This is a genomic window from Pseudoalteromonas sp. T1lg88, assembly GCF_002964765.1.
In the GTDB taxonomy this organism is placed as follows: Bacteria; Pseudomonadota; Gammaproteobacteria; order Enterobacterales; family Alteromonadaceae; genus Pseudoalteromonas.
On the sequence record NZ_PQCF01000031.1, the window covers coordinates 16,574 to 34,958 of the forward strand.

Consider the following 18,385-nt stretch of genomic DNA (forward strand, 5'->3'; position numbering starts at 1 on the left):
TTAGGGCCTGTCTTTTAGAGATGCAGGCCCTGATAACAGCTGCAAAGTACTGTTAAAACTCGAACTCAAGGGCCAGGCGAAAGCTATGGTCTTTACCACCATGCCCCACTTCACTGATAAAGCCCGCTTCCCATTTAAGCTGATGCTGACCGTCATAACGATGCAAACCGATAAAGCCCGGGCCTACACCGACAAAGTCTTCGCCGCTGTAGAGCTCTAATGCCGGCTGAAACGCCGAGCGCAGGCGGTAACGATATTGCGCCCGAAACTCCGACTCCCACTCTGAATCAATATCACTGCCCCACTCATACACCAAGAAGGCATTGACGGTGAGGCTGGTGATGCCGAACTCTTTTTCGAACAAGAGACCGGAAGTGATCTCATAGTTATCTTCTTTGTGCTGCTTTTCTATTTCAAATAGGGCGCCAAAATCGGCCCAATAACGCCCCTGCTCGACCATTTGCCAGCGCAACTCAGCTTCATAGGCGGCCAGACCAAAGTCGCCTTCATCGTCGCGCTCACCGACACCATAGACTTCCAGGCTCAGGGTTTCACTAATGGCACCGCCAACACCAAAGCGTTGCGCCAGCACATTGCCTTCATCGGTTTGTCGCGACACCAGACGCCATTCCAGCTCCCTCTCATAGGGCAGGACATAGGGATGGTAGACCTTATCGACCACCATGCCATCGGCCCAACTGCTGGCACTCAGCAGCAATAAAGCCCAGGTTAAATATCGCATTCTTGTCTACTCCGTTGCCATTTTGCTGCCCCTAGCAGCGCCAACAGCGTCAATATATACACCCATAATGACAGCGAACTGGGGGTCGCTTCATAACCCACTACCACCTTGGCCAAACGGCCAAAAATACTGTGCTCGTCCAACAGGGTGCGCAGATCCACCAAGGGGGAAGGCATGGTTAGTAAGCCTGCACCGGCGGCAATATCCAGCATGCCGACCATGGAGCCGGCAATATGCATGCTAAACAGGCCGAGTACCCCCCAGGGCCCGTAGTGATCGGCCAACCAGGTAAGAAAGAAATAAAATAAAATGGCAAAACTACCGACTATGCCCACCCCGAGACACACCCCCAGGGCACGAGCCAGCTCCATCTGCCCTTGCAGCAGCCAGGGTAAGTAGTGACTCAAATATAAACAGCTGGCACTGGCCAACAGCAACACAAAACTGGCCCATAGCCGCAGCGCCAAACCGCTGAGCGCCGCCAGCACCAATAGGGCCACCAGCAGCATTTGTGAATACTCAAAGCCCAGGTAATCAAACCACTGGCTGATCTGCTCAAGCGCGAGGATATAGCTCAATGTCGGCACCACCAGCCACAAGGATAAAATAAGCCAGCGCTTTCGACCTAGGGGCTTAACGTGCAACACCAGGGCAAACACCAGCAACACCGCCGGCGGCAACAATTGATTGATGGTCACTAATAAACTGTTGATCATAGCCTTTGCTCCGCAAATGGCACCGCTACCAGGGTTCCCCGTGCGGTGTCGGGTGCAAATTCGCCAAAAAAGAAGTACTCACCGGGGGCCAGAGGGCCGACATAGATAACGTTAATGCGCCCGGGGAACAGCACCTTCTCGCGGTTTAAATCAAAGCTGTCGAACTCTTCCGGGTCGCCGTCGAGGTTGTGTACCAAGAGGCGAATTTTTTCACCGCTCGGCACTTCCATGCGCGCCGGATAGAAAAGGTGATCCTTGAGCACCAGCTTAAACTCTTTGAGCTCGGCGAACGCCGGCATACTCAGCAGCATCAATATCCATATCAATCGCTGCATAATGTCTCCCGCTGTACCGCCATGGTAATGATCACTTCTAATCCGCCCCATTCACTTTGCTTGAGTTGCACCTCGCCCTGATAGAGACCTATCACATGCTGGACTATGGCCAAGCCCAAACCCGCACCGGGAATATGAGCTGGGTGCGAGTCGCCGCCAACGCGAAAGAAACGATCAAAAATGCGCTCCCGTAACTCGCTGGCAATGCCGGGGCCGGAGTCGGCCACCCGCAGCTCAATATTATCACCTCGGTCGGCCAAGTGAATGGCAATACGGCCATTAGCCGGGGTGTATTTCACCGCGTTGCTAATGATGTTTTTCAACATCACATTAAGGGTAAAGGGCTCACCGATAACCTCGCGACACTCGCCGCTTAAGCTGATATCCAGATTTTTCTGCGCTATTTGCGGATAGAGCTCGGCGATTAACTGCTGGCAAATATGGGCCAGCGACTGCTTGGCCAGTTTGTCCTGCCACTGCTGGGAGGAAGTCCGTCCCAGGGCCAGCATTTGCTCCACCAAATGATTAAGGCGGTCGACACTCAGGCTCAGCGCTTTGGCATCCTCATCATTATGACGCTGTAATAAGTTGTGCAGGTTGATTTTCATCGCGCTCAAGGGTGTGCGCAGCTCATGGGCGGCATCGCTGGCGAAGTAGCGCTCACGCAAATAGGCCTGCTCGGTGCGCCGCAACAGGGCATTCAGGGTGTCCACCACGGGTTTGATTTCCGAGGCCTTGGCTTGGGTGCGCAACATGGAAAAGTCATTGGCGGCACGTGTTTTGAGCTCGCGAGAGAGTAAGGTGAGGGGTTGTAAGGCGCGCTTCACCGCCAGACTGATAAACACCGCCAATAAAGCAATGCCGAGCAACATGGGTAACATCAGGGCGATGATCAATTGCTCCGACAGGGCAAAACGCTCACTGATGGGCTCGCCCAGCACCACGCAATCTATTTGCCGGCAATAGGTGGCGATACGCAGTCGTTGCCCTTGGCTGTTGATGGTTTGCAGGCCCTGGGGCGGCACCTTGGCGAGTAAGCTTTCGCTTCCCCCCACTAAAGTATCGCCTTGCCAACGCTGCCAAAATTGCGCCTGTTGCTTGGGCAGGGCCTCGGGAGCAACGGCAAACAGCAATTGGGTGCGGGCCTGGAGATGCTGGTCAAACAAGGCATCGGCACGGGCCAAACTGCGTTGATAGCCCTGGGCCAGGGCTAAAAACAGGATAAGCACCAGCATGGCCAACAACAGCATCATCAGCTTGGTGCGTATGCTCAAGGTTCGCCGCCTTCATTGGTGGCCAACACATAGCCGATGCCCCGCAGGGTTTTGATCATCTTGGCCGGCAACTTTTTACGTAAATGGTGAATATGCACTTCGATGGCGTTAGAACCGAGCTCCTCCCCCCATTGGTACAGCTTTTGTTCCAGCTGCTCTTTGGACTGCACCCGACTTTGGTTTTCCATTAACGCCTTCAACAGCATGTACTCCTTGCGCGGCAGATTGAGCAAGGCGCCATCGACACTGACCTGATGGGCACCGAGATCCATTTGCACCGAACCACATTGCAATACGCTTGATGCCACACCAGTGACGCGCCGACCCAGCACCCGCAAACGTGCTAATAGCTCGTCCACGGCAAAGGGCTTGACCAGGTAATCGTCGGCACCCAAATCCAGGCCCTGAATTTTGTCATCCAGACTGTCACGGGCGGTGAGGATAAGCACCGGTAAGGGCTTGGCACGACGTTTAATATCCGTTAGCAGGCTTAAACCATCGCCATCAGGCAGGCCGAGATCGAGGATCACCAGATCCACATCATCATGGGCCACCATGGGCCGCGCCTCGGCCAAACAGGTCACCGATTCCACCGCATAACCCTCGTGAGCCAGGGTACGGCTCAAGCCTTCATTAACGATGACATCGTCTTCCACCAGTAACAACCGCAATCCCTGTCTCCTTTGTTAGCGTTTTAGCTTGCGCTCCACCTTAGCCAGTAACTGAGCCACCTCTTGCTGGCGATATTTATCGGCCAGTGGACGCTCGGCGCGTGGCGCCGCTGCCTGGGCACGCAATAAATGCGCTTTCGCTTGTTTATACTTCCTTTCATCATAGAGGAACTGAGCATAAAAGTAATTAATATCAATGCCGTCAGGGTTGATAGCCAAGGACTTTTTAAACAGCTCCTGAGCCTTCTCATCATCGCCAAAACCGATAGGCCAGCCCGGCACCTGCGCATACAGGGTACCTAAACTGGTGTAGGCCGAACCTTGCAGTGCTTCGCCATTGATGCGCATGGCCATTTCAAAGTCTTTTTTCGCTTCTTTAGCCAGACCTAAGGCCCCCAAGCCGCCCTTTGCACCGGCGTAACTGGAATGAATAATGCCGGACCAGATATGGCCTTCGGCCTCATCCGGGTGTGCCTGACGATAGCTTTGCGCACTCTTCGCCAGCTTGGCGAAGGCATCCTCTTGATCGTCGCCCTTGAGCTCATAATTTACATGGGCCCATTGGCGCATCAATTGTTGCAGATTCATCTGCTCATCGGCACTGGACAAGGTGCTTTGAGAAAAGGCACTTTGAGACAGGGCCGCGGCCACAAGAGCCATTGCGAAATAGGGTTTCATAGTTCACCTCATTAATTGTTTAATGGTCGCAAGTTGTTTCGCTAGGGCGTTATCCACCACCTTGGGCAGTAACGCATTGATTTTTGCAAAGAAGGACTCTTTGGCCCCGACACTGCGGCGGCGCTCGTCAGAGTCGAGTAAACGCATAAATTCTTCGGCCACATACTCCGGCGTATCCATGGCGTTACCCAATGCCTTATTGAGTGCCGTGACCTTGTCGCTGTTGATGGCCGTTTGTGTGGCACGCGGGGCAAAGTATTTAACCCGCACCTGAGTATCACTTAGCTCTCTGGCCAGCGCTTCACTAAAACCGCGCAAAGCAAACTTGGTGGCACAGTACTGGGCCTGTAACGGGTAACCTATGGCGCCAAACGAGGAGCCAATATTCACTATGGTGCCGCCACCTTGTCGCAGCAGAGGTAATAACCCTTGAGACAGCAACATGGGCGCACGGACATTGACCGCCAGCGCCGCGTCGAGATCACACTTGCTCAGGGATTCAAAGGGCACCATGGTGTTCACCCCGGCGTTGTTGACCAACAAATCACAGCGGCCAATATCGCCAAGTAGATCAACCACCCGGCTAATATCGGCGTCGTTGCTTAAATCCACCTGTAAGGCCAGATGATAAGACGCCTCGTCGCTTGGCAACTGTTGGCGCACCTGCTCCAAGGCCGGTAGATCGCGACCGAGTAAGATCATCCGGTAATTGCGGGCCGCCAATCGTTTGGCGATGGCACCGCCGATACCGCCGCTGGCTCCGGTCAAAACCGCAATCGGCGCGCTCATAACGCCTCCACTTCGGCGCTCAGGGGCGCCAGTCCATGGTTAGTATCCAGGGTGCGGAACATGTCGCCGTAGAGACGATAAAAACGCTTCGCCGCATTCACTATCACCTGCTGATCCTGCTCGTCGGTAATACGGTCCATCAGCCCCTGGAAGAACTTCACATGCTCTATATCCAAGGCACCATGGGAGGTGAGATAGCTAAAGGCTTTTTTTGGCAGCCCCAGCTTAGTGCGTATGGTGTCGGCGGCATTGTCGGCCAGCGCAATGGACGTGCCTTCAAGCACATGAACCATGCCGAAGAAACTGAGCGGCGAAATACGCGCTATGCTGTCGTAGGCATAGCTGACCATCATCTCGGTGGCAAAATTGGGCTCGCTGTAACGGGCCTGCTCTTTATCAAAACCACAGGCCTTGATGTCATTGAGCACCCATTCCTGATGTCCCAATTCTTCTTCTATGTATTCGGCAATGGCGTCGCGTAACCATTCCTGCTCGCTGCTAATGCGGGCGCCACAGGCCATCAAAAGTGGGATGGTGTGTTTAACGTGATGAAAGGCTTGTTGTAAAAAGGCCACATAAAGGTCGACGCTGACCTGACCGGCCAACGCCTTTTGGATCACCTCGGCAGACAACAGGTATTGACGCTCTTGTTCGGTTTGTTCGACCAGTTTTTGGAAAAATAACATAGCGGACTACTCCTGATATAACTGAGAAATTTGTGGTGAAAAGTGCGCATTAATAGCCGGGCGCTTGGGCCTTTGATTGGCACTGAGCAAACCCTCGGCAGCACTGAGCGGCGCACTTAAACGCAGGGTTTTAACGATTTGCGCATACTCGGGCAGTTGCGCATTAGTGGCGTCGATAAGCGCCTCTAGCTGGGCGTCATCGACGGCCTCATGACAATAAATAAGGGCGCTCAAAAAAGCCTGACCTTCACCGACCACCACGGCTTGCAATATGGGCCCATGACTAAGCAAGAGCGACTCGGGCCACTCCGGGGAAATATTGCGCCCGGTGCTCAGAATAAGCTGGTTCTTTTTACGGCCAAGAATATGCAACTCGCCATTGTCCATGCGCACCAGATCGCCGGTGGCGAAGCCTTGTGACTGGGTGTTCGGCTCGCCAAGGTAACCAAGGAAGGTCGGTGCCTTGATGATCATTTCATCATCGCGTATTTCATAACGAACATGCGCCAATGGCTCGCCCACACCGGCGCCGTTGCCCGTTGCTAAACTCACCACCGAGCCGGCCTCAGACAAGCCATAGCCCTGATACACGGGCAGACCCAGATCATGGGCTCGTGCAATTAACTGGGGCGCAACCTTGGCACCACCGACGGCTATAAAGGTTAAAGAACTGGGTGCCTGCCAACCCGAAGCGCAGGCTTGCACCAGGGCTTTTAATAATTCCGGCACCAAAATCAGGGTATTGGGCTCTACCTCGCTAATGGTGGCCAAGAGCTTTTGTGGGGTAGTTAACCGGGCGCCGTCGAAGCCTAAGCTTGTCAGCGAAGGCACATAAATATCGCCACCGGCCAACATGGGCGCATAAACCCCGGCTACGTTTTCAAGCAACACGGGTAAGGGGAGCAAACATAAATGCTTGGGCGCATCCACCGCGGTGCGACTGACCAAGGACGCGGCGACATCAAACATATGCGCCGCGGACAGACACACGCCCTTGGGTTGACCGGTAGAGCCAGAGGTAAAGGTAATTTTTTGCGTCCCTTGGGGCACTGCATGCTCGGGAGCCGCCAGATTACTCGGTTGCAGGGCTATGCTTTCACTGCCAATAGTCCAGGTTTCTATGCCATTTTGTGCGGCGTTTTTTGCCTGGTCGGCGGCGCCAATAATAAGTTCGGGACGCGCCTTATCCAGGGCAAACTGGCGTTGCTCGGGCGAAAAGAAGGCTGGCAAAGGCAAGGACACTATGCCCGCCTGCATCAGGGCAAAATCAACCACCAGCCAGGGCAGGCCATTATCCAGCGCCACCGCCACACAGCTTAACTGCATGTCCTTTAGGTGCGTAGCCAGGCGCTCCACTTGCTGCCAAAACTGCGCTGCATCCATGTGCTGTTGCTCATCGACCACTTGGCCGTGCCAAAGGCTGGTTAATTCGGCCATCATAAATGCGCCACCTCAGCGGCCAGATTAGCGATATCATTCTGATAGGACTTGGCAAAATAGGACAGGGTGTCGGTGCTATCCACATGCTTACAAACCTGCGCCACATCCACCACACAGACCTGAGGTGTATTGGTGTAATAACTACCCCAACTCAGTCCGCAATCTGCCAGGCGCTCCGGCTTGGCGTCGCCAAGCACTTCAAATGGGGCACCAATGCGAGTAAGCAGATTACGAATATGGGCGGTGGCACAAAATACCAGTTTGCGTTTATCGGCTCGTTGCAGCGCTTTGGCCAAGACTACAAAGTGTGCCAGCGTTGCCTGACTGTGGGTGGACACCAAATTACCCAGCTCGATACACTGAGACGGCAGGCATTGCCATTGCTGCAGGTGCTCGGCTATTGGCTGATCCAAATATTGGTTAATAAACAAAGGCTGGCTGGCACTGCGCAAACCAAAACAGCAATAGCGCTGCTCGGAGTAACCAAGACAGGCCAACAGCGGCATAAACTCCTGCACATCGGCGCCATAATGCTTGGCAAACCCCGCTTGAATACGGGTCGCCAAACTACGATGGATGGGCTGCTCTGAATTGGCAACAAAATAACCTTGAGCGAGATACGCGGGCTCGGGTAACAGATTTTGCGACTGCATTGTGCCGTAGCTGAGCGATAAAGATTCCATAACAAACCCTACTGAAGATGAGGCGATGGAATCAATTTAGAAAGCGAAACTTAAGAAAGTCTTAAGAAACTTAAAAAAGAGAAAATAATTAATTTGCTGCGCCTGCACGCGCTTACCGTGCACAGCCGTTGACGATCGCTGACACCCTTTTATTCCCGTATTCGCAAAAGACCAGTTTACATCTTGGTAACAAACTCGTTGCTTTAGATTCAGCGGTTTGCTATTTTCATGCGGCTAATTATTAAGCAAATTGAAGGACCTATGATGTTTACAATGAAAACAATAACAATAACAGTTGCACTTTCCTGCTCTCTTTTACTTCAAGGCTGTGCGCCCAGCTCATACAAGCTGAGTAAGCCACAACCTTCGCCAAATGCCTATGAGGCGACGGCTCAGACCAACCAGCAAAAAATACAGGTAATCGACCAGCGCAGCGATAAAAGCGCGCCCTTCACTTCGGGTATTTTGCCCAGCGCCTTGATGTATGAAGGCACGGTACTCAAGCAAGTGGAGTTCCTCGAGGCACATTTAGCCGAAGAATTTGCCGCCCGTGATTTGCCCATCACCTTAGGTGAGGGCGAAAACAAGCTAGAGATCTTGCGTTTTAATATGCGCAACCATAGAACCAATGGTTTCACTCCTTTTATTACCTTCACCATGCTCAAAGGCAAACTGGAGACGACTAAAGGCAGTTATCCCGTTGCCGTCTATGTGAAGCGCGGCAAGGTGCCGGTGTGGAGCTTTGACGAAATTATTGAGCCAACGCTGAATGAACCCATGAGCCTGGTGGTTAAAGAATTAAGCGCGAAAATTAATCAGCAACTTATGGGCGGCAAGTTGTCCGATGAAAAAACCCAGACTCTGATCGACAGCATTAAGGGTGCCGGCGTTAAAGCCAACTACCTGGATGTGTATGAGCTTGGTTTTAGCAATAACCCAATCGCCCTGCCTTATTTGCGCGAACTGGTTAAATCTGAGGATGAATACCTTCGTCTCGCCGCCATCTCATCACTTGGTAATATGAAAGACGACGCCAGTGTGCAACTTTTAATTGACCTGTATGAAGGTACCGGCTCCTGGTCGGATCGCGCCATGGCGCTTAAGGCCTTGGGTGATATAGGCAACACCGTGAGCTATAGCTATTTGCAAAAGCAAAACGAAGTGCTGCAAAGTGACGGCTCTAAAGAAGGCTTGTGGAATCGCGAAATCATTCAGCTTTATTTATAAGCTGTAATTACCCTGCAAGATAAAAAGGCCGCATCCTCTTGCGGCCTTTTTCTTTGCTATTTCCGCAACAAGCGGATCAGGGTAAACAAGGCGAGAGAGAACCAACCAAAGGAGCCCCCTCCGCCGCCAGAGCTAGAGACGGGAGGAGGGGGTGGAGGCGTTACTACGGGCACATCATTGACCGTGACCACCACACTTTGCTCGGCGCTTAACGCGCCATCGCTCACGCTCAGGGTAAAATGCAACTGCTGCTGACTACTCACTTGAGGCGCGGTAAAGCTGACACTGGCGGTTTGTGCGCCACTGAGGGTCACACTGGGCCCTTGTGTCTGCCGCCATTGATAACTGAGCTCATCACCATCAACATCCTCGGCCTGAGCGGTTAAGGTCACTTCGTCGCCTTCATCCACGGTTTGCGCCATCAACTCCACTAAGGTAGGAGCGCGGTTATCACAATTGTCTGGATCCGGGGCGCTGAGTTGGTAAAAGGCGGCACTGTCCATACCGGCTATGGTGAGGTTATCTATCCACCAGCCGCTGTCATTAGCGTTAATATCTGTGCTGATGCGAAAACGCAGTTGCACCTGCTTTCCTGCCAACAGGGTGCCAAAGCTCACCTGCTCTTCGTTGCCAAGCACACCGCCACTGCTGTTACGACCCGTGTATGCGTTGCGCAACTGTAGAGATTGCGTTGGGCTCTCGTTAAGCGTGCCGTTGTAGCCAACACTAAATTGACCACCGGCCTCGGTCACATCCTGCCAGTCGCCATCATCGACCTTAATTTCAAGCACCGCGCCATCCCAGAATGCCTCCAAGGCATAGTAATGCCAAAATGACAGGCTGAATTCGCTCTGCGTCGACACCATAAAGGATCGAGTTGTCAGCGCCACATCTGACTCATAGCCATTGTTATTGAGGAACAACGCCTGCTCTCCCAGCTCGAAACCGCCTTGCTCAAAGAGCGCGATTTGTTCCGAGTTATCAAAGCGCAAGGTGTTTTCTGCACGGGGGTCTGACTTCAGCAAGAGTAGGGGCAAATTGGCGCGACTGAGCACCGCCTTTTCCATATCATCGCCTTGACTGGCGCTAACAAGCGGCGCGTCAGTAAAGCTAAAGTTGACCGTGAAACGCTCGATCACCGCCTGTGGCTCGACGATATCGTCGCCAACGCTTTGCTCGGGGAAGCTCACCTCGATCTCGAGCTCACTGGCCACTTCGGCATTAAGCAGGTCAATGCTGATGGGCTCGCTCCAGGCCGACGCAAAGGGAGCTAGTTCTGCCACTGTGCTCTTGCCACCATTACCTAAAATCACACCTTGAGCGGACATAAGGGTAAATTGTACCGGTATATTGGTTAGAGTTTCGCTACCTGTATTGGTGAGCTGTACGCTAAGACTGCCACGCTCTCCCACGTCTAAAAAGCCATCCAAACTGCAATACAGATCGCTGTCGGCGTCGAGCTTAACTCCCTGGACGGCGAACGCGGCCAACTCGGTTTCAAATGATTCCACCACACCGGCCAAGGTGACGCTGTAACGCTCTGGCGACTGCGCCCCTAAGCCTAAACCGCGCCTAGCAAAAGCGGCCAAGGCCAAGCGGTAGTCGGTCATATCCTCGGCGGCTATGGTAGCCAGTAGCGCATCCCGCGCCTCGGTGTAGAGCGGTGCAACCGGGGTCATCTTGTAACCGCCAATCAGATAACGGGCCATGCGTTGTTGCGCCTGGGCAAAACCATGACGGTTAATGAGTGCCACATAAGTATCCCATAGCACCGACGCCCATAACTCCCCCGGGTCATGGGGCGAGGCCACCGAGGTCGGCGGCAGATTGACATCGGCACCGGCACCTTCGCTAATGTGTCTAAAATTAAGAGGGTTAATAGTCTGATCCGGGGTGTAAGGAACACGGCGAAGACCAAAGTAAAAGTCTGACACATAGGTACTGATGGCATAGGGCTTAGTAAAATCACTGTTACCCGCAATGGACGCATCTTCTTCCTTGGCGATAAACATCAGAGAATGAAAGTCTCCCCACCCCTCGCCCATGGCCTGGCCCTGAAAGTTCACTAAGCCAGCGCCATTCCCTACCAGGCGATTGCTAATATAATGCCCCCATTCGTGGGCAATAATACCGTTATCAAAGGTGCCGTCCTTGAGGGCATTGGTGTCGAACAGACGCACATTGACCACGCCATTATTCAAGGCAGTATACAGTGATTGACCGTCGGCAAAGTTGAGTCCCATATTGCCTATGGTGATGCTGTCATCGACACCGCCCATGGGCGCCGCAGTCCCGTCATCAACATTATTAGTGATCAAAGCCCCTACAGCACCTGCGTTCTGGGCGTTTTTCACCTTGGTCACAAAGGTACAACTACCACGCTCGATAATGGCTACCTTGCCCACCAGTAGGCTGGGATCGAGGGGCACTTCACAGCCATCATAGACGCTAGCGGAATCCACATCGTTGCCATCGTTATAGCGCACCAGCTCGGCGCTGATATCAAAGGCATCCGGGCCAAATTGCGAACGCCGCGACGAAGTTAACACTCCACCGGGGCCTATCACCCCATAGTCCTCTCCTACCCTGGCGTCTTTGGAGTTAAACACAAACATCTGCATGCGCGGGCTGGCCCCATCCGCAGGCGTTGCCATATTGGCATTATTCAGGCCACTGTAGTCCTGTGCTTCGGCATTAATCGGGTCGCCCTCAACACCGCCGCGACCATAGTTGCTCAGTTGCGCCACACCGGCACTTTCATCAAAGCCATGGTCGTAGAAAAAGTCGTGGAGAAAGTTATTCATATAAAACAGATTCACCACCGCAGCCTTAATATTGACCTCGGCGCTGGGTGGTAAGTCTGGGTCGAGCACATAATCAAAGGTAAAAGCCGAGGTGGTTTCGGCATTGAGATCACCGGCGCTAAAGCCTTGAGGCGCAGTGATATCGGCATAGGCATAGACATTGTTACCCTGGGTTTGGGTGGCCGTGTCGCTTAACCAAGGATCGGCGGTGGACAGCCCTGAGTAATAACTGAGAGACACGAGATTGGCGTTGAGCACTGAAGTTTCATCTTCCTGCCCCAGCCCCATGGCCGGGATCACGTCACCATGAGGGCCTTCCATCGGATAGCCGCTTTGTCCATCGGCATACACCCGATAGTTGTATGCCGTGGCATGACTTTGCAGATTCTTCTTGAACAGCACCTTGTTAGTGCCGCTGGCTATAACATAGGCAAAGTAATCACTCACCAAGGTGTCGCGGTTTTGCCGTTCAACCTCCACATAGTGAGCCGCCAATAGTTCTCCGTTAAGGGGATAAAACACGGCTTTGGCGCGCACTCCAGCAAAGAGCTCATCGGCGTGGCTGCTGCCTACCCTAAACCAGTTATAGCCCTGTTGTGTGCCCATTGATTCAAGCTGCAGCGCAGCTCCACTAAGCTGATGCAAGGCATGGCGCACCGCGGTAGAGGCATGGCCAAAAGCAGTGAGGGCACTGAAATTCTGTGCCTCGCTAGGCACCTCGGCAAAATAGCCGGAGCTGGCCACTAGCTCGCCACGGCGGTCGAGCATCACGTTATAGTGGCGATTAAATACCTCAATACCCTGCACATACTGACGATAGCGTCCGATCACCGCGCCCTGACCCGGGTCATGCCAGTGACTGAGCTGAGCTTGATGCCCAGCTTGATGTTGAGCCGACTTATTGTTGGCAATGCCGCTTAAACGCTGCATATGTGCCTGGGCTTTTTGCTGCAGTGAACCCTGAGAAGTGAAGTTAAGTACCGATGTAGCCGGTGCCCAGACAAAGGTGGCTCGGTTAAGCAAGGGATCAAAGTGCGAGGACATACCGAGTTTGGTCTGTTGCTGGGCTAATCGCTGTTGTTCTTTGGCCAACAACTTGGGCGGTTGCGATTGCGCCTGATAATGATCTCCTGGCGCAAAGGCGCCATATGCCATCGGCATATTCAACGACAAGGTGAGGAAAAGTGTCGTCATGACCCGGGTCGTGACTGTCGTCGGAACTGAAGTCGTGGCAGTCGTCTTGACCGGTCCCAAAACCACACCTGATTCTGGCTTGTTCCTAGGAGTAATACCTTGCTTTATAACCATAATATACCTTGCCTATTTGAAACCAATGCAACTACCCTATCTGTAGAGCAAGAGAAAAGTGAGCGAATAAGGTGCTAATACGATCCCTGTTAATGCTTTTAACGGTAACAACCTTAGCCGCATGTGGTGAGGACGAGCCAAAGCAATCATCACCCCAGCCCAGCACATCTGCACAGACCTATTTCACCTTAGACAACAATGGCGAAAAAATCCGCTGGCGGGGACAAAAGTTATTACCAGGAACCCGTATCGACAACCTCAGCAACGGCGAACCAGGACTGGTGGGCAGAGATTTTGTCGTCACCAGTTCGGCGCTGCCCTATGAACAACTGACGCCCGAGTACAGAGTTACCCATATTGCCGGGGACAACTATCGCCTCAGCGCCACAGTGACTCTGGATATGGCCGCCGAACTGACTCGTTTAAAAACCATGCCCGAGCTCACCTTGGTCGAGCTGCAAATTGATTACAGTCCTCTGACCGAACTACCTCAATATTAGGCCGCTTTCACCCTCTTTTACCAGATTAGTAACGCATTGAATGTAAAAATAATTTGCTATACTAACGGTTTAATTTGCGAACAAGACAGAGACTATGGAAGGCACCTGGCCTCAACGCATCACTTTTTGGTTATTGCTACTTCTAGGCGGAGCGTCCCAGAGCTGGGCGCAACAAGCACCCGACTCAAGCCCGGCTCAAATTGAACAAAAGCCACGACGCTTTTTACCAGTACCCACCATTATTACCGAGCCAGCGGTTGGCGCTGGACTGGGCTTGGCCGGGCTGTTTTTCCACGACAGCAAAAGCAATCAGGACAAGGCCACCACAGATACGCCTATTATGCCAAGCGGCATCAGCGTGATTGGCGGCGCCTATACCAGCAATCACTCCCACCTTTTTGCCCTGGGTCACCTTGCATTTTGGCGCCAGGACACCCTACGTTATCGCGGCGCTGTGGGTTATGGCGATATCAACCTCGATTTTTACAGCCTAGGCAAGCTGCAGTTAAGTGAGCCGCTAAAGCTCAACTTACGCGGACCGGCGTTAATACAAACCTTCAGCGCCCGCTGGCGCGACTCAAATTGGTTCTTTGGCGCCAAACAACTCTATCGCCATGTCGACATCAGCCTGGCCGAGTCACCTTTGCATGCCTTTGAAGGCCGCTGGGTCGATGAGGTAAATCATGCTCTTGAGCAAATAGAGCTGGAGAACAACACTTCTGGCTTGGGCCTGGTTGCCGAATACGACTCCACGGATAGCCCCTTTAGCCCCGAACTCGGCTATAACTACAATCTGGAATACATGATCTTTGATGGTGCCCTTGGCAGCGACAGCGACTACCACAGCTATGTATTTAGCGCCCTAAACTACTGGCATTTGACCAATAAAGCACGCGTTGCCCTACGCCTGGATTATGAGGGAGTAAGCAATCAGGGCGCAGGCAATTTACCCGTCTATGTGCTGCCCTATATCGACCTACGGGGTATTGCCAAGTCGCGCTACCAGGGTGAAGATATAGCTGTTGCCGAACTTGAGCTCGGTTATCACCTCAACGACCGTTGGAAGCTGATTGCCTTTAGCGGCATAGGCCGTGCCGCCAATGGGTGGGATAAAATGTCTGCGGCAAGCAGCAAAACCACGCTTGGGGCTGGGTTTCGCTACCTGGTCTCGCCGCGATATGGCTTTCGCATGGGCATAGATGTCGCCCATGGCCCAGAAGAAAATGCGATATATATTCAAGCCGGCAGCAGTTGGTAGGCCACAACAATTATGAAATTTACTTACCCTGTTTGCAGTAAGGGACTTTGCTAATAAGGATAGAGAAATGAAATACGCTTTATTGACCCTGTGTGCGCTCCCCCTATGTAATAGTGCCTTAGCTCAAGAGCAAGACGTTGCCGATATGTCGGACCCGCTGGCAATTTATACCCAGGTTGGTGGCGGCGCCACCGACAAGGGACTGAACTTTAAACTGGGTAAGGCCTACGACACCGGGGATGATACCACCGCCGCCCAGTTTGTGGTTGAGGCCAAGGGCCTGCTCGGCGATACCCTGGGCTGGCGTTCAGAGCGTCACACCACCCAGTCACTCGACTCGCTGCGTTTTCGCAACTTCGCCGTGACGCTAAAGAGCCTGCGCGCCACCCAACTCGATGTGAACTATAACTTTCGCGCCAATCTGGTCGCCGATGAAAGTGCCGACATTTCCTACTCTATTATCCAGGCACTGCCACCTAAGGGGGCATTCAACTTTTACCCCCTTGCCGGCGTAGGCGCCTCAGTCGGTAAGGATGAACGTCAAAGCGATGGCAGCGTAGACGATGGTTACTCGTTAATGGGCGGCTACGGCCTGATTGGCATGTATGCCAAGGTTAATTTAAGCGATAAGATCTGGCTGAACTACAACCCTTTTTGGCTGACAACCCTCACCGGCTCAAGCACCTACAAGGACAATTATTACGGCCCCAACGAGAGTAGTATTTTAACCCATGAGTTTGCCGCCAGTTATCAGATCACCCCACGCATGAATGTGCGTTACTTTGCCAACTGGAAGGAAAACGTCGATATTTTCGATGGCGATCACCGCATCGAGTTTAATTACCAGCTTTAGGCTCAGTTGACCCCTGATCACGTTGCGCTGACGCGCTCGGCAGGATAAGTTATTGAATACAGGCTGATATATAGCCTTATACTGGCCGAAGGGCGTCAACTATGCATTTTCAGGGTTAGGGAAAATTATCGTCATGTATTTGGGTTTATTAAGGAACATAGCACTCGTTTTCACGTCATTTCTCTTGCTCGGCAGTGCTTATGCCGAGCCCCAGCAGTGTCAAGCTGCCATCAGGAACAGGTTGCCGACTGGCAAGCCTCCCATCATTTCCGGGCCATGAATCCCGCCACCGCCGAGTTTGTCCTCGGTGCCTTTGATGGGCAGCGCATTGCCTTCGAGCAGCAGATGCTGACCCTTAGCAAGGAAGGGGATGATTTTGTACTGCACCGTGAATATCCAAACGGCAGCAAAGAGAGTGAAAAGGTTCACTACACCTTTGGTTATCAGCCCCTGCAACAATATCTGGTTGCAGACGAACGCGGCGGCTATCAGTTTATCCCTCTGGCGTGGGACAGCCGAACCAAGGAAGAAGGCGGCCAACGCTGGTTTATCTTACACCCGCAGCAGCGCAGCACGGATGAATTTCATCACACCCAAATGGGACAAAACTGGAACCATATGTGCGCCGACTGCCACAGTACCGACTTTAAAAAGCAATTTTCCTCTCAATCGAATCGCTTCGCATCGAGCTATGCAGCCATCAATGTCGATTGTGCCGCCTGCCACGGCGATAGCCAGCAACACCTGCAATGGGCCGAAGGCGACAAAAACATAGCACATAAGGGCTTTAGTAAAGACATAAGCACTCAGATAGCGCTTTTTAGCCGCGGTGCCGATGGCAGCCTATTACCTCAAGGAGAGGTAAAACAGACCGAGCAGATCGCTCAGTGTGCCACCTGCCATGCCAGGCGCTCGCAGCTCGCGGACCGTGAACCTCACGCCGAGCTGTTAGATACCTTTAAGCCCGCCCTGCTCACACCGCAGCTTTATCATGTGGATGGACAAATCCTCGACGAGGATTATGTCTGGGGCTCCTTTTTACAAAGCAAGATGTACGCCGCCGGCGTCACCTGCAGTAACTGTCATAACCCCCACTCGGGCAAACTAAAGCTGGACGGCAACCAAACCTGTACGCAGTGCCATGACAACAGTCAATACCAAAGCACAGAGCATCATGGCCATACCCTTGGCAGCACCGGCAGCCAGTGCGTCGACTGCCATATGCCCAGCACCACCTATATGCAGGTTGATCCCCGCCGCGATCACAGTCTGCGCGTACCGCGCCCGGATCTCAGCATACAGACACAGGCACCGAATGCCTGTAACGGCTGCCATCAGGATAAAACCCCACAATGGGCCGTTAACGCCATTAAGACTTGGCATCCAGACTCTAACTACTTGGGAAAAAGCCATTTTTCTCAAGCCTTTTATGCCGCAGACCAAGGGTTGCCAACGGCGTCTCAATTGCTGACCCGTATCGCGCAAAGCAGTGAGTATACGGATATTATCCGCGCCTCGGCGCTGGCACGTATGGCCCGTTACCCGGATAAAAATACCCTGGTCGCAATCAGCCGAGCCGTTAGGGATGAAGAGCCGTTAAAGCGTTTGGGGGCCATCGAGGCCGCAAGGGGGTTTCCATTGCCACAACGCTATACCCTGCTACAACCCTTGTTGGCTGACCCGCGTCTGGCTATTCGCTCCGGTGCAGCCCGCGCTCTGGCGGCGATGCTGGTGGTCCCCTTTCCAAATAACTTACAGGATGCGCCCAGAGCCGAGTTGGCAAAAGCGTTGGAGGAATACCGACAAACGGAGCGTTACAATAGCGAGCGCGCCAGTAGCCATACCAATTTAGGTAACCTGGCCTTGGAGCTGGAGCAAATTCAAGTGGCCCACCAACACTATGAACAAGCCATTGCAGTGGAACCCATTTATATCCCCGCCTACGTTAACCTCGCGGATCTATACCGGCGCCAAGGCGATGAAGGCAAGGTACGGGCAGTACTCACACAAGCATTACAACAGGATGCCGACAATGCCGATGTGCATTACGCCTTGGCCATGAGTTGGGTGAGAGAGAAAAACAGAACCAAGGCCAAAGAGCATCTTGCACTCGCCGCCCAATATGGCAGCGTAAATCATATCTACACTTACGGCTTACTCCTGAGCGAAATGGGTGAGACTCAGGGCGCTTTAACACAATTAGCGCGGGCCTTCGCCGTCGATAGCAATAACGCGGATCTGTGTTATACCCTGGTACAAATCCACATAAACGAGCAAAACTACCGCCAGGCTCTGCGCTATGCTACCCGGCTACAAGAGCTGGTGCCACGAGATCCTCAAATAGCGGCACTGGTAGAAAAGCTTACCCTGATGCAGTCGGTCACGCCCTAGCTGAGTGCTCATAAAAATAAGGAGACAAGA

At 53.0% G+C, this 18,385-nt stretch carries 16 protein-coding genes; 5 read left to right on the forward strand and 11 right to left on the reverse strand.

The features are described 5' to 3' along the window. Positions 1 to 52: 52 nt before the first annotated feature. The 10 genes from C2M34_RS09325 to C2M34_RS09370 are packed head-to-tail and all read right to left on the reverse strand — an operon-like array spanning position 53 to position 8,014. Positions 53 to 742 carry a hypothetical protein gene (locus tag C2M34_RS09325; protein ID WP_105258610.1) on the reverse strand — a complete coding sequence of 230 codons (690 nt, stop codon included), beginning with the start codon at positions 740 to 742 and terminating at the stop codon, positions 53 to 55. Beyond that, positions 730 to 1,458, reverse strand: coding sequence for a hypothetical protein (locus C2M34_RS09330; RefSeq protein WP_105258611.1), 729 nt, complete (start codon positions 1,456 to 1,458; stop codon positions 730 to 732). Before C2M34_RS09330 ends, C2M34_RS09325 begins: the two co-directional genes overlap by 13 nt. Further along, the gene (locus tag C2M34_RS09335; RefSeq protein ID WP_234398808.1) at positions 1,455 to 1,796 is read right to left on the reverse strand and encodes a cupredoxin domain-containing protein; all 342 of its coding nucleotides are present in this window, start codon (positions 1,794 to 1,796) and stop codon (positions 1,455 to 1,457) included. The genes C2M34_RS09330 and C2M34_RS09335 overlap by 4 nt, the downstream gene beginning before the upstream one ends. Further along, on the reverse strand, positions 1,781 to 3,067 hold the full coding sequence (locus C2M34_RS09340) for a sensor histidine kinase (protein ID WP_105258613.1): 1,287 nt from the start codon (positions 3,065 to 3,067) through the stop codon (positions 1,781 to 1,783). The genes C2M34_RS09335 and C2M34_RS09340 overlap by 16 nt, the downstream gene beginning before the upstream one ends. Next, positions 3,064 to 3,738, reverse strand: a complete 675-nt coding sequence (locus tag C2M34_RS09345) for a response regulator (protein WP_105258614.1) — start codon at positions 3,736 to 3,738, stop codon at positions 3,064 to 3,066. Before C2M34_RS09345 ends, C2M34_RS09340 begins: the two co-directional genes overlap by 4 nt. Positions 3,739 to 3,753: 15 nt before the next feature. Continuing rightward, positions 3,754 to 4,416: a tetratricopeptide repeat protein gene (locus C2M34_RS09350; protein WP_234000072.1), complete on the reverse strand. Its 663-nt coding sequence runs from the start codon at positions 4,414 to 4,416 to the stop codon at positions 3,754 to 3,756. A gap of 3 nt (positions 4,417 to 4,419) precedes the next feature. Then, positions 4,420 to 5,205 (reverse strand): SDR family oxidoreductase, encoded by a 786-nt coding sequence (locus C2M34_RS09355; RefSeq protein ID WP_105189269.1) that lies wholly within the window; start codon positions 5,203 to 5,205, stop codon positions 4,420 to 4,422. Next, a complete protein-coding gene (locus tag C2M34_RS09360) occupies positions 5,202 to 5,891 on the reverse strand; it encodes a TenA family transcriptional regulator (protein WP_105213787.1) in 690 nt (229 codons plus the stop codon). Before C2M34_RS09360 ends, C2M34_RS09355 begins: the two co-directional genes overlap by 4 nt. Before the next feature lie 6 nt (positions 5,892 to 5,897). After that, positions 5,898 to 7,331, reverse strand: a complete 1,434-nt coding sequence (locus C2M34_RS09365) for an AMP-binding protein (RefSeq protein ID WP_105258615.1) — start codon at positions 7,329 to 7,331, stop codon at positions 5,898 to 5,900. Then, positions 7,328 to 8,014 carry a thermostable hemolysin gene (locus tag C2M34_RS09370; protein WP_105258616.1) on the reverse strand — a complete coding sequence of 229 codons (687 nt, stop codon included), beginning with the start codon at positions 8,012 to 8,014 and terminating at the stop codon, positions 7,328 to 7,330. Before C2M34_RS09370 ends, C2M34_RS09365 begins: the two co-directional genes overlap by 4 nt. 273 nt (positions 8,015 to 8,287) lie before the next feature. Here C2M34_RS09370 and C2M34_RS09375 point away from each other — a divergent pair, with 273 nt between their 5' ends. After that, on the forward strand, positions 8,288 to 9,241 hold the full coding sequence (locus C2M34_RS09375; protein WP_158681413.1) for a HEAT repeat domain-containing protein: 954 nt from the start codon (positions 8,288 to 8,290) through the stop codon (positions 9,239 to 9,241). A gap of 56 nt (positions 9,242 to 9,297) precedes the next feature. Here the strand turns inward: C2M34_RS09375 and C2M34_RS09380 are convergent, their stop codons facing one another. Then, complete coding sequence (locus C2M34_RS09380) at positions 9,298 to 13,239, reverse strand: rhombosortase-dependent M36 family metallopeptidase (RefSeq protein WP_158681414.1); 3,942 nt, start codon at positions 13,237 to 13,239, stop codon at positions 9,298 to 9,300. 206 nt (positions 13,240 to 13,445) lie between these two features. Here C2M34_RS09380 and C2M34_RS09385 point away from each other — a divergent pair, with 206 nt between their 5' ends. The 4 genes from C2M34_RS09385 to C2M34_RS09400 all read left to right on the forward strand — a co-directional run bounded on the left by C2M34_RS09385 (position 13,446) and on the right by C2M34_RS09400 (position 18,355). Beyond that, positions 13,446 to 13,853 carry a hypothetical protein gene (locus C2M34_RS09385; protein WP_105201249.1) on the forward strand — a complete coding sequence of 136 codons (408 nt, stop codon included), beginning with the start codon at positions 13,446 to 13,448 and terminating at the stop codon, positions 13,851 to 13,853. A gap of 94 nt (positions 13,854 to 13,947) precedes the next feature. After that, positions 13,948 to 15,111: a BamA/TamA family outer membrane protein gene (locus tag C2M34_RS09390; protein ID WP_105258619.1), complete on the forward strand. Its 1,164-nt coding sequence runs from the start codon at positions 13,948 to 13,950 to the stop codon at positions 15,109 to 15,111. A gap of 67 nt (positions 15,112 to 15,178) precedes the next feature. Further along, positions 15,179 to 15,964 (forward strand): hypothetical protein, encoded by a 786-nt coding sequence (locus tag C2M34_RS09395; RefSeq protein ID WP_105258620.1) that lies wholly within the window; start codon positions 15,179 to 15,181, stop codon positions 15,962 to 15,964. 216 nt (positions 15,965 to 16,180) lie between these two features. Beyond that, positions 16,181 to 18,355, forward strand: a complete 2,175-nt coding sequence (locus C2M34_RS09400; protein ID WP_158681415.1) for a tetratricopeptide repeat protein — start codon at positions 16,181 to 16,183, stop codon at positions 18,353 to 18,355. Positions 18,356 to 18,385: the final 30 nt, after the last annotated feature.

What these genes read in the sequence shown, in the direction of transcription:
- C2M34_RS09325 (WP_105258610.1), bottom strand. Translation starts at nt 742, where the DNA reads ATGCGATATTTAACCTGGGCTTTATTGCTGCTGAGTGCCAGCAGTTGG.
- C2M34_RS09330 (WP_105258611.1), bottom strand. Translation starts at nt 1,458, where the DNA reads ATGATCAACAGTTTATTAGTGACCATCAATCAATTGTTGCCGCCGGCG.
- C2M34_RS09350 (WP_234000072.1), bottom strand. Translation starts at nt 4,416, where the DNA reads ATGAAACCCTATTTCGCAATGGCTCTTGTGGCCGCGGCCCTGTCTCAA.
- C2M34_RS09355 (WP_105189269.1), bottom strand. Translation starts at nt 5,205, where the DNA reads ATGAGCGCGCCGATTGCGGTTTTGACCGGAGCCAGCGGCGGTATCGGC.
- C2M34_RS09360 (WP_105213787.1), bottom strand. Translation starts at nt 5,891, where the DNA reads ATGTTATTTTTCCAAAAACTGGTCGAACAAACCGAACAAGAGCGTCAA.
- C2M34_RS09365 (WP_105258615.1), bottom strand. Translation starts at nt 7,331, where the DNA reads ATGATGGCCGAATTAACCAGCCTTTGGCACGGCCAAGTGGTCGATGAG.
- C2M34_RS09370 (WP_105258616.1), bottom strand. Translation starts at nt 8,014, where the DNA reads ATGGAATCTTTATCGCTCAGCTACGGCACAATGCAGTCGCAAAATCTG.
- C2M34_RS09375 (WP_158681413.1), top strand. Translation starts at nt 8,288, where the DNA reads ATGAAAACAATAACAATAACAGTTGCACTTTCCTGCTCTCTTTTACTT.
- C2M34_RS09380 (WP_158681414.1), bottom strand. Translation starts at nt 13,239, where the DNA reads ATGACGACACTTTTCCTCACCTTGTCGTTGAATATGCCGATGGCATAT.
- C2M34_RS09385 (WP_105201249.1), top strand. Translation starts at nt 13,446, where the DNA reads ATGCTTTTAACGGTAACAACCTTAGCCGCATGTGGTGAGGACGAGCCA.
- C2M34_RS09390 (WP_105258619.1), top strand. Translation starts at nt 13,948, where the DNA reads ATGGAAGGCACCTGGCCTCAACGCATCACTTTTTGGTTATTGCTACTT.
- C2M34_RS09395 (WP_105258620.1), top strand. Translation starts at nt 15,179, where the DNA reads ATGAAATACGCTTTATTGACCCTGTGTGCGCTCCCCCTATGTAATAGT.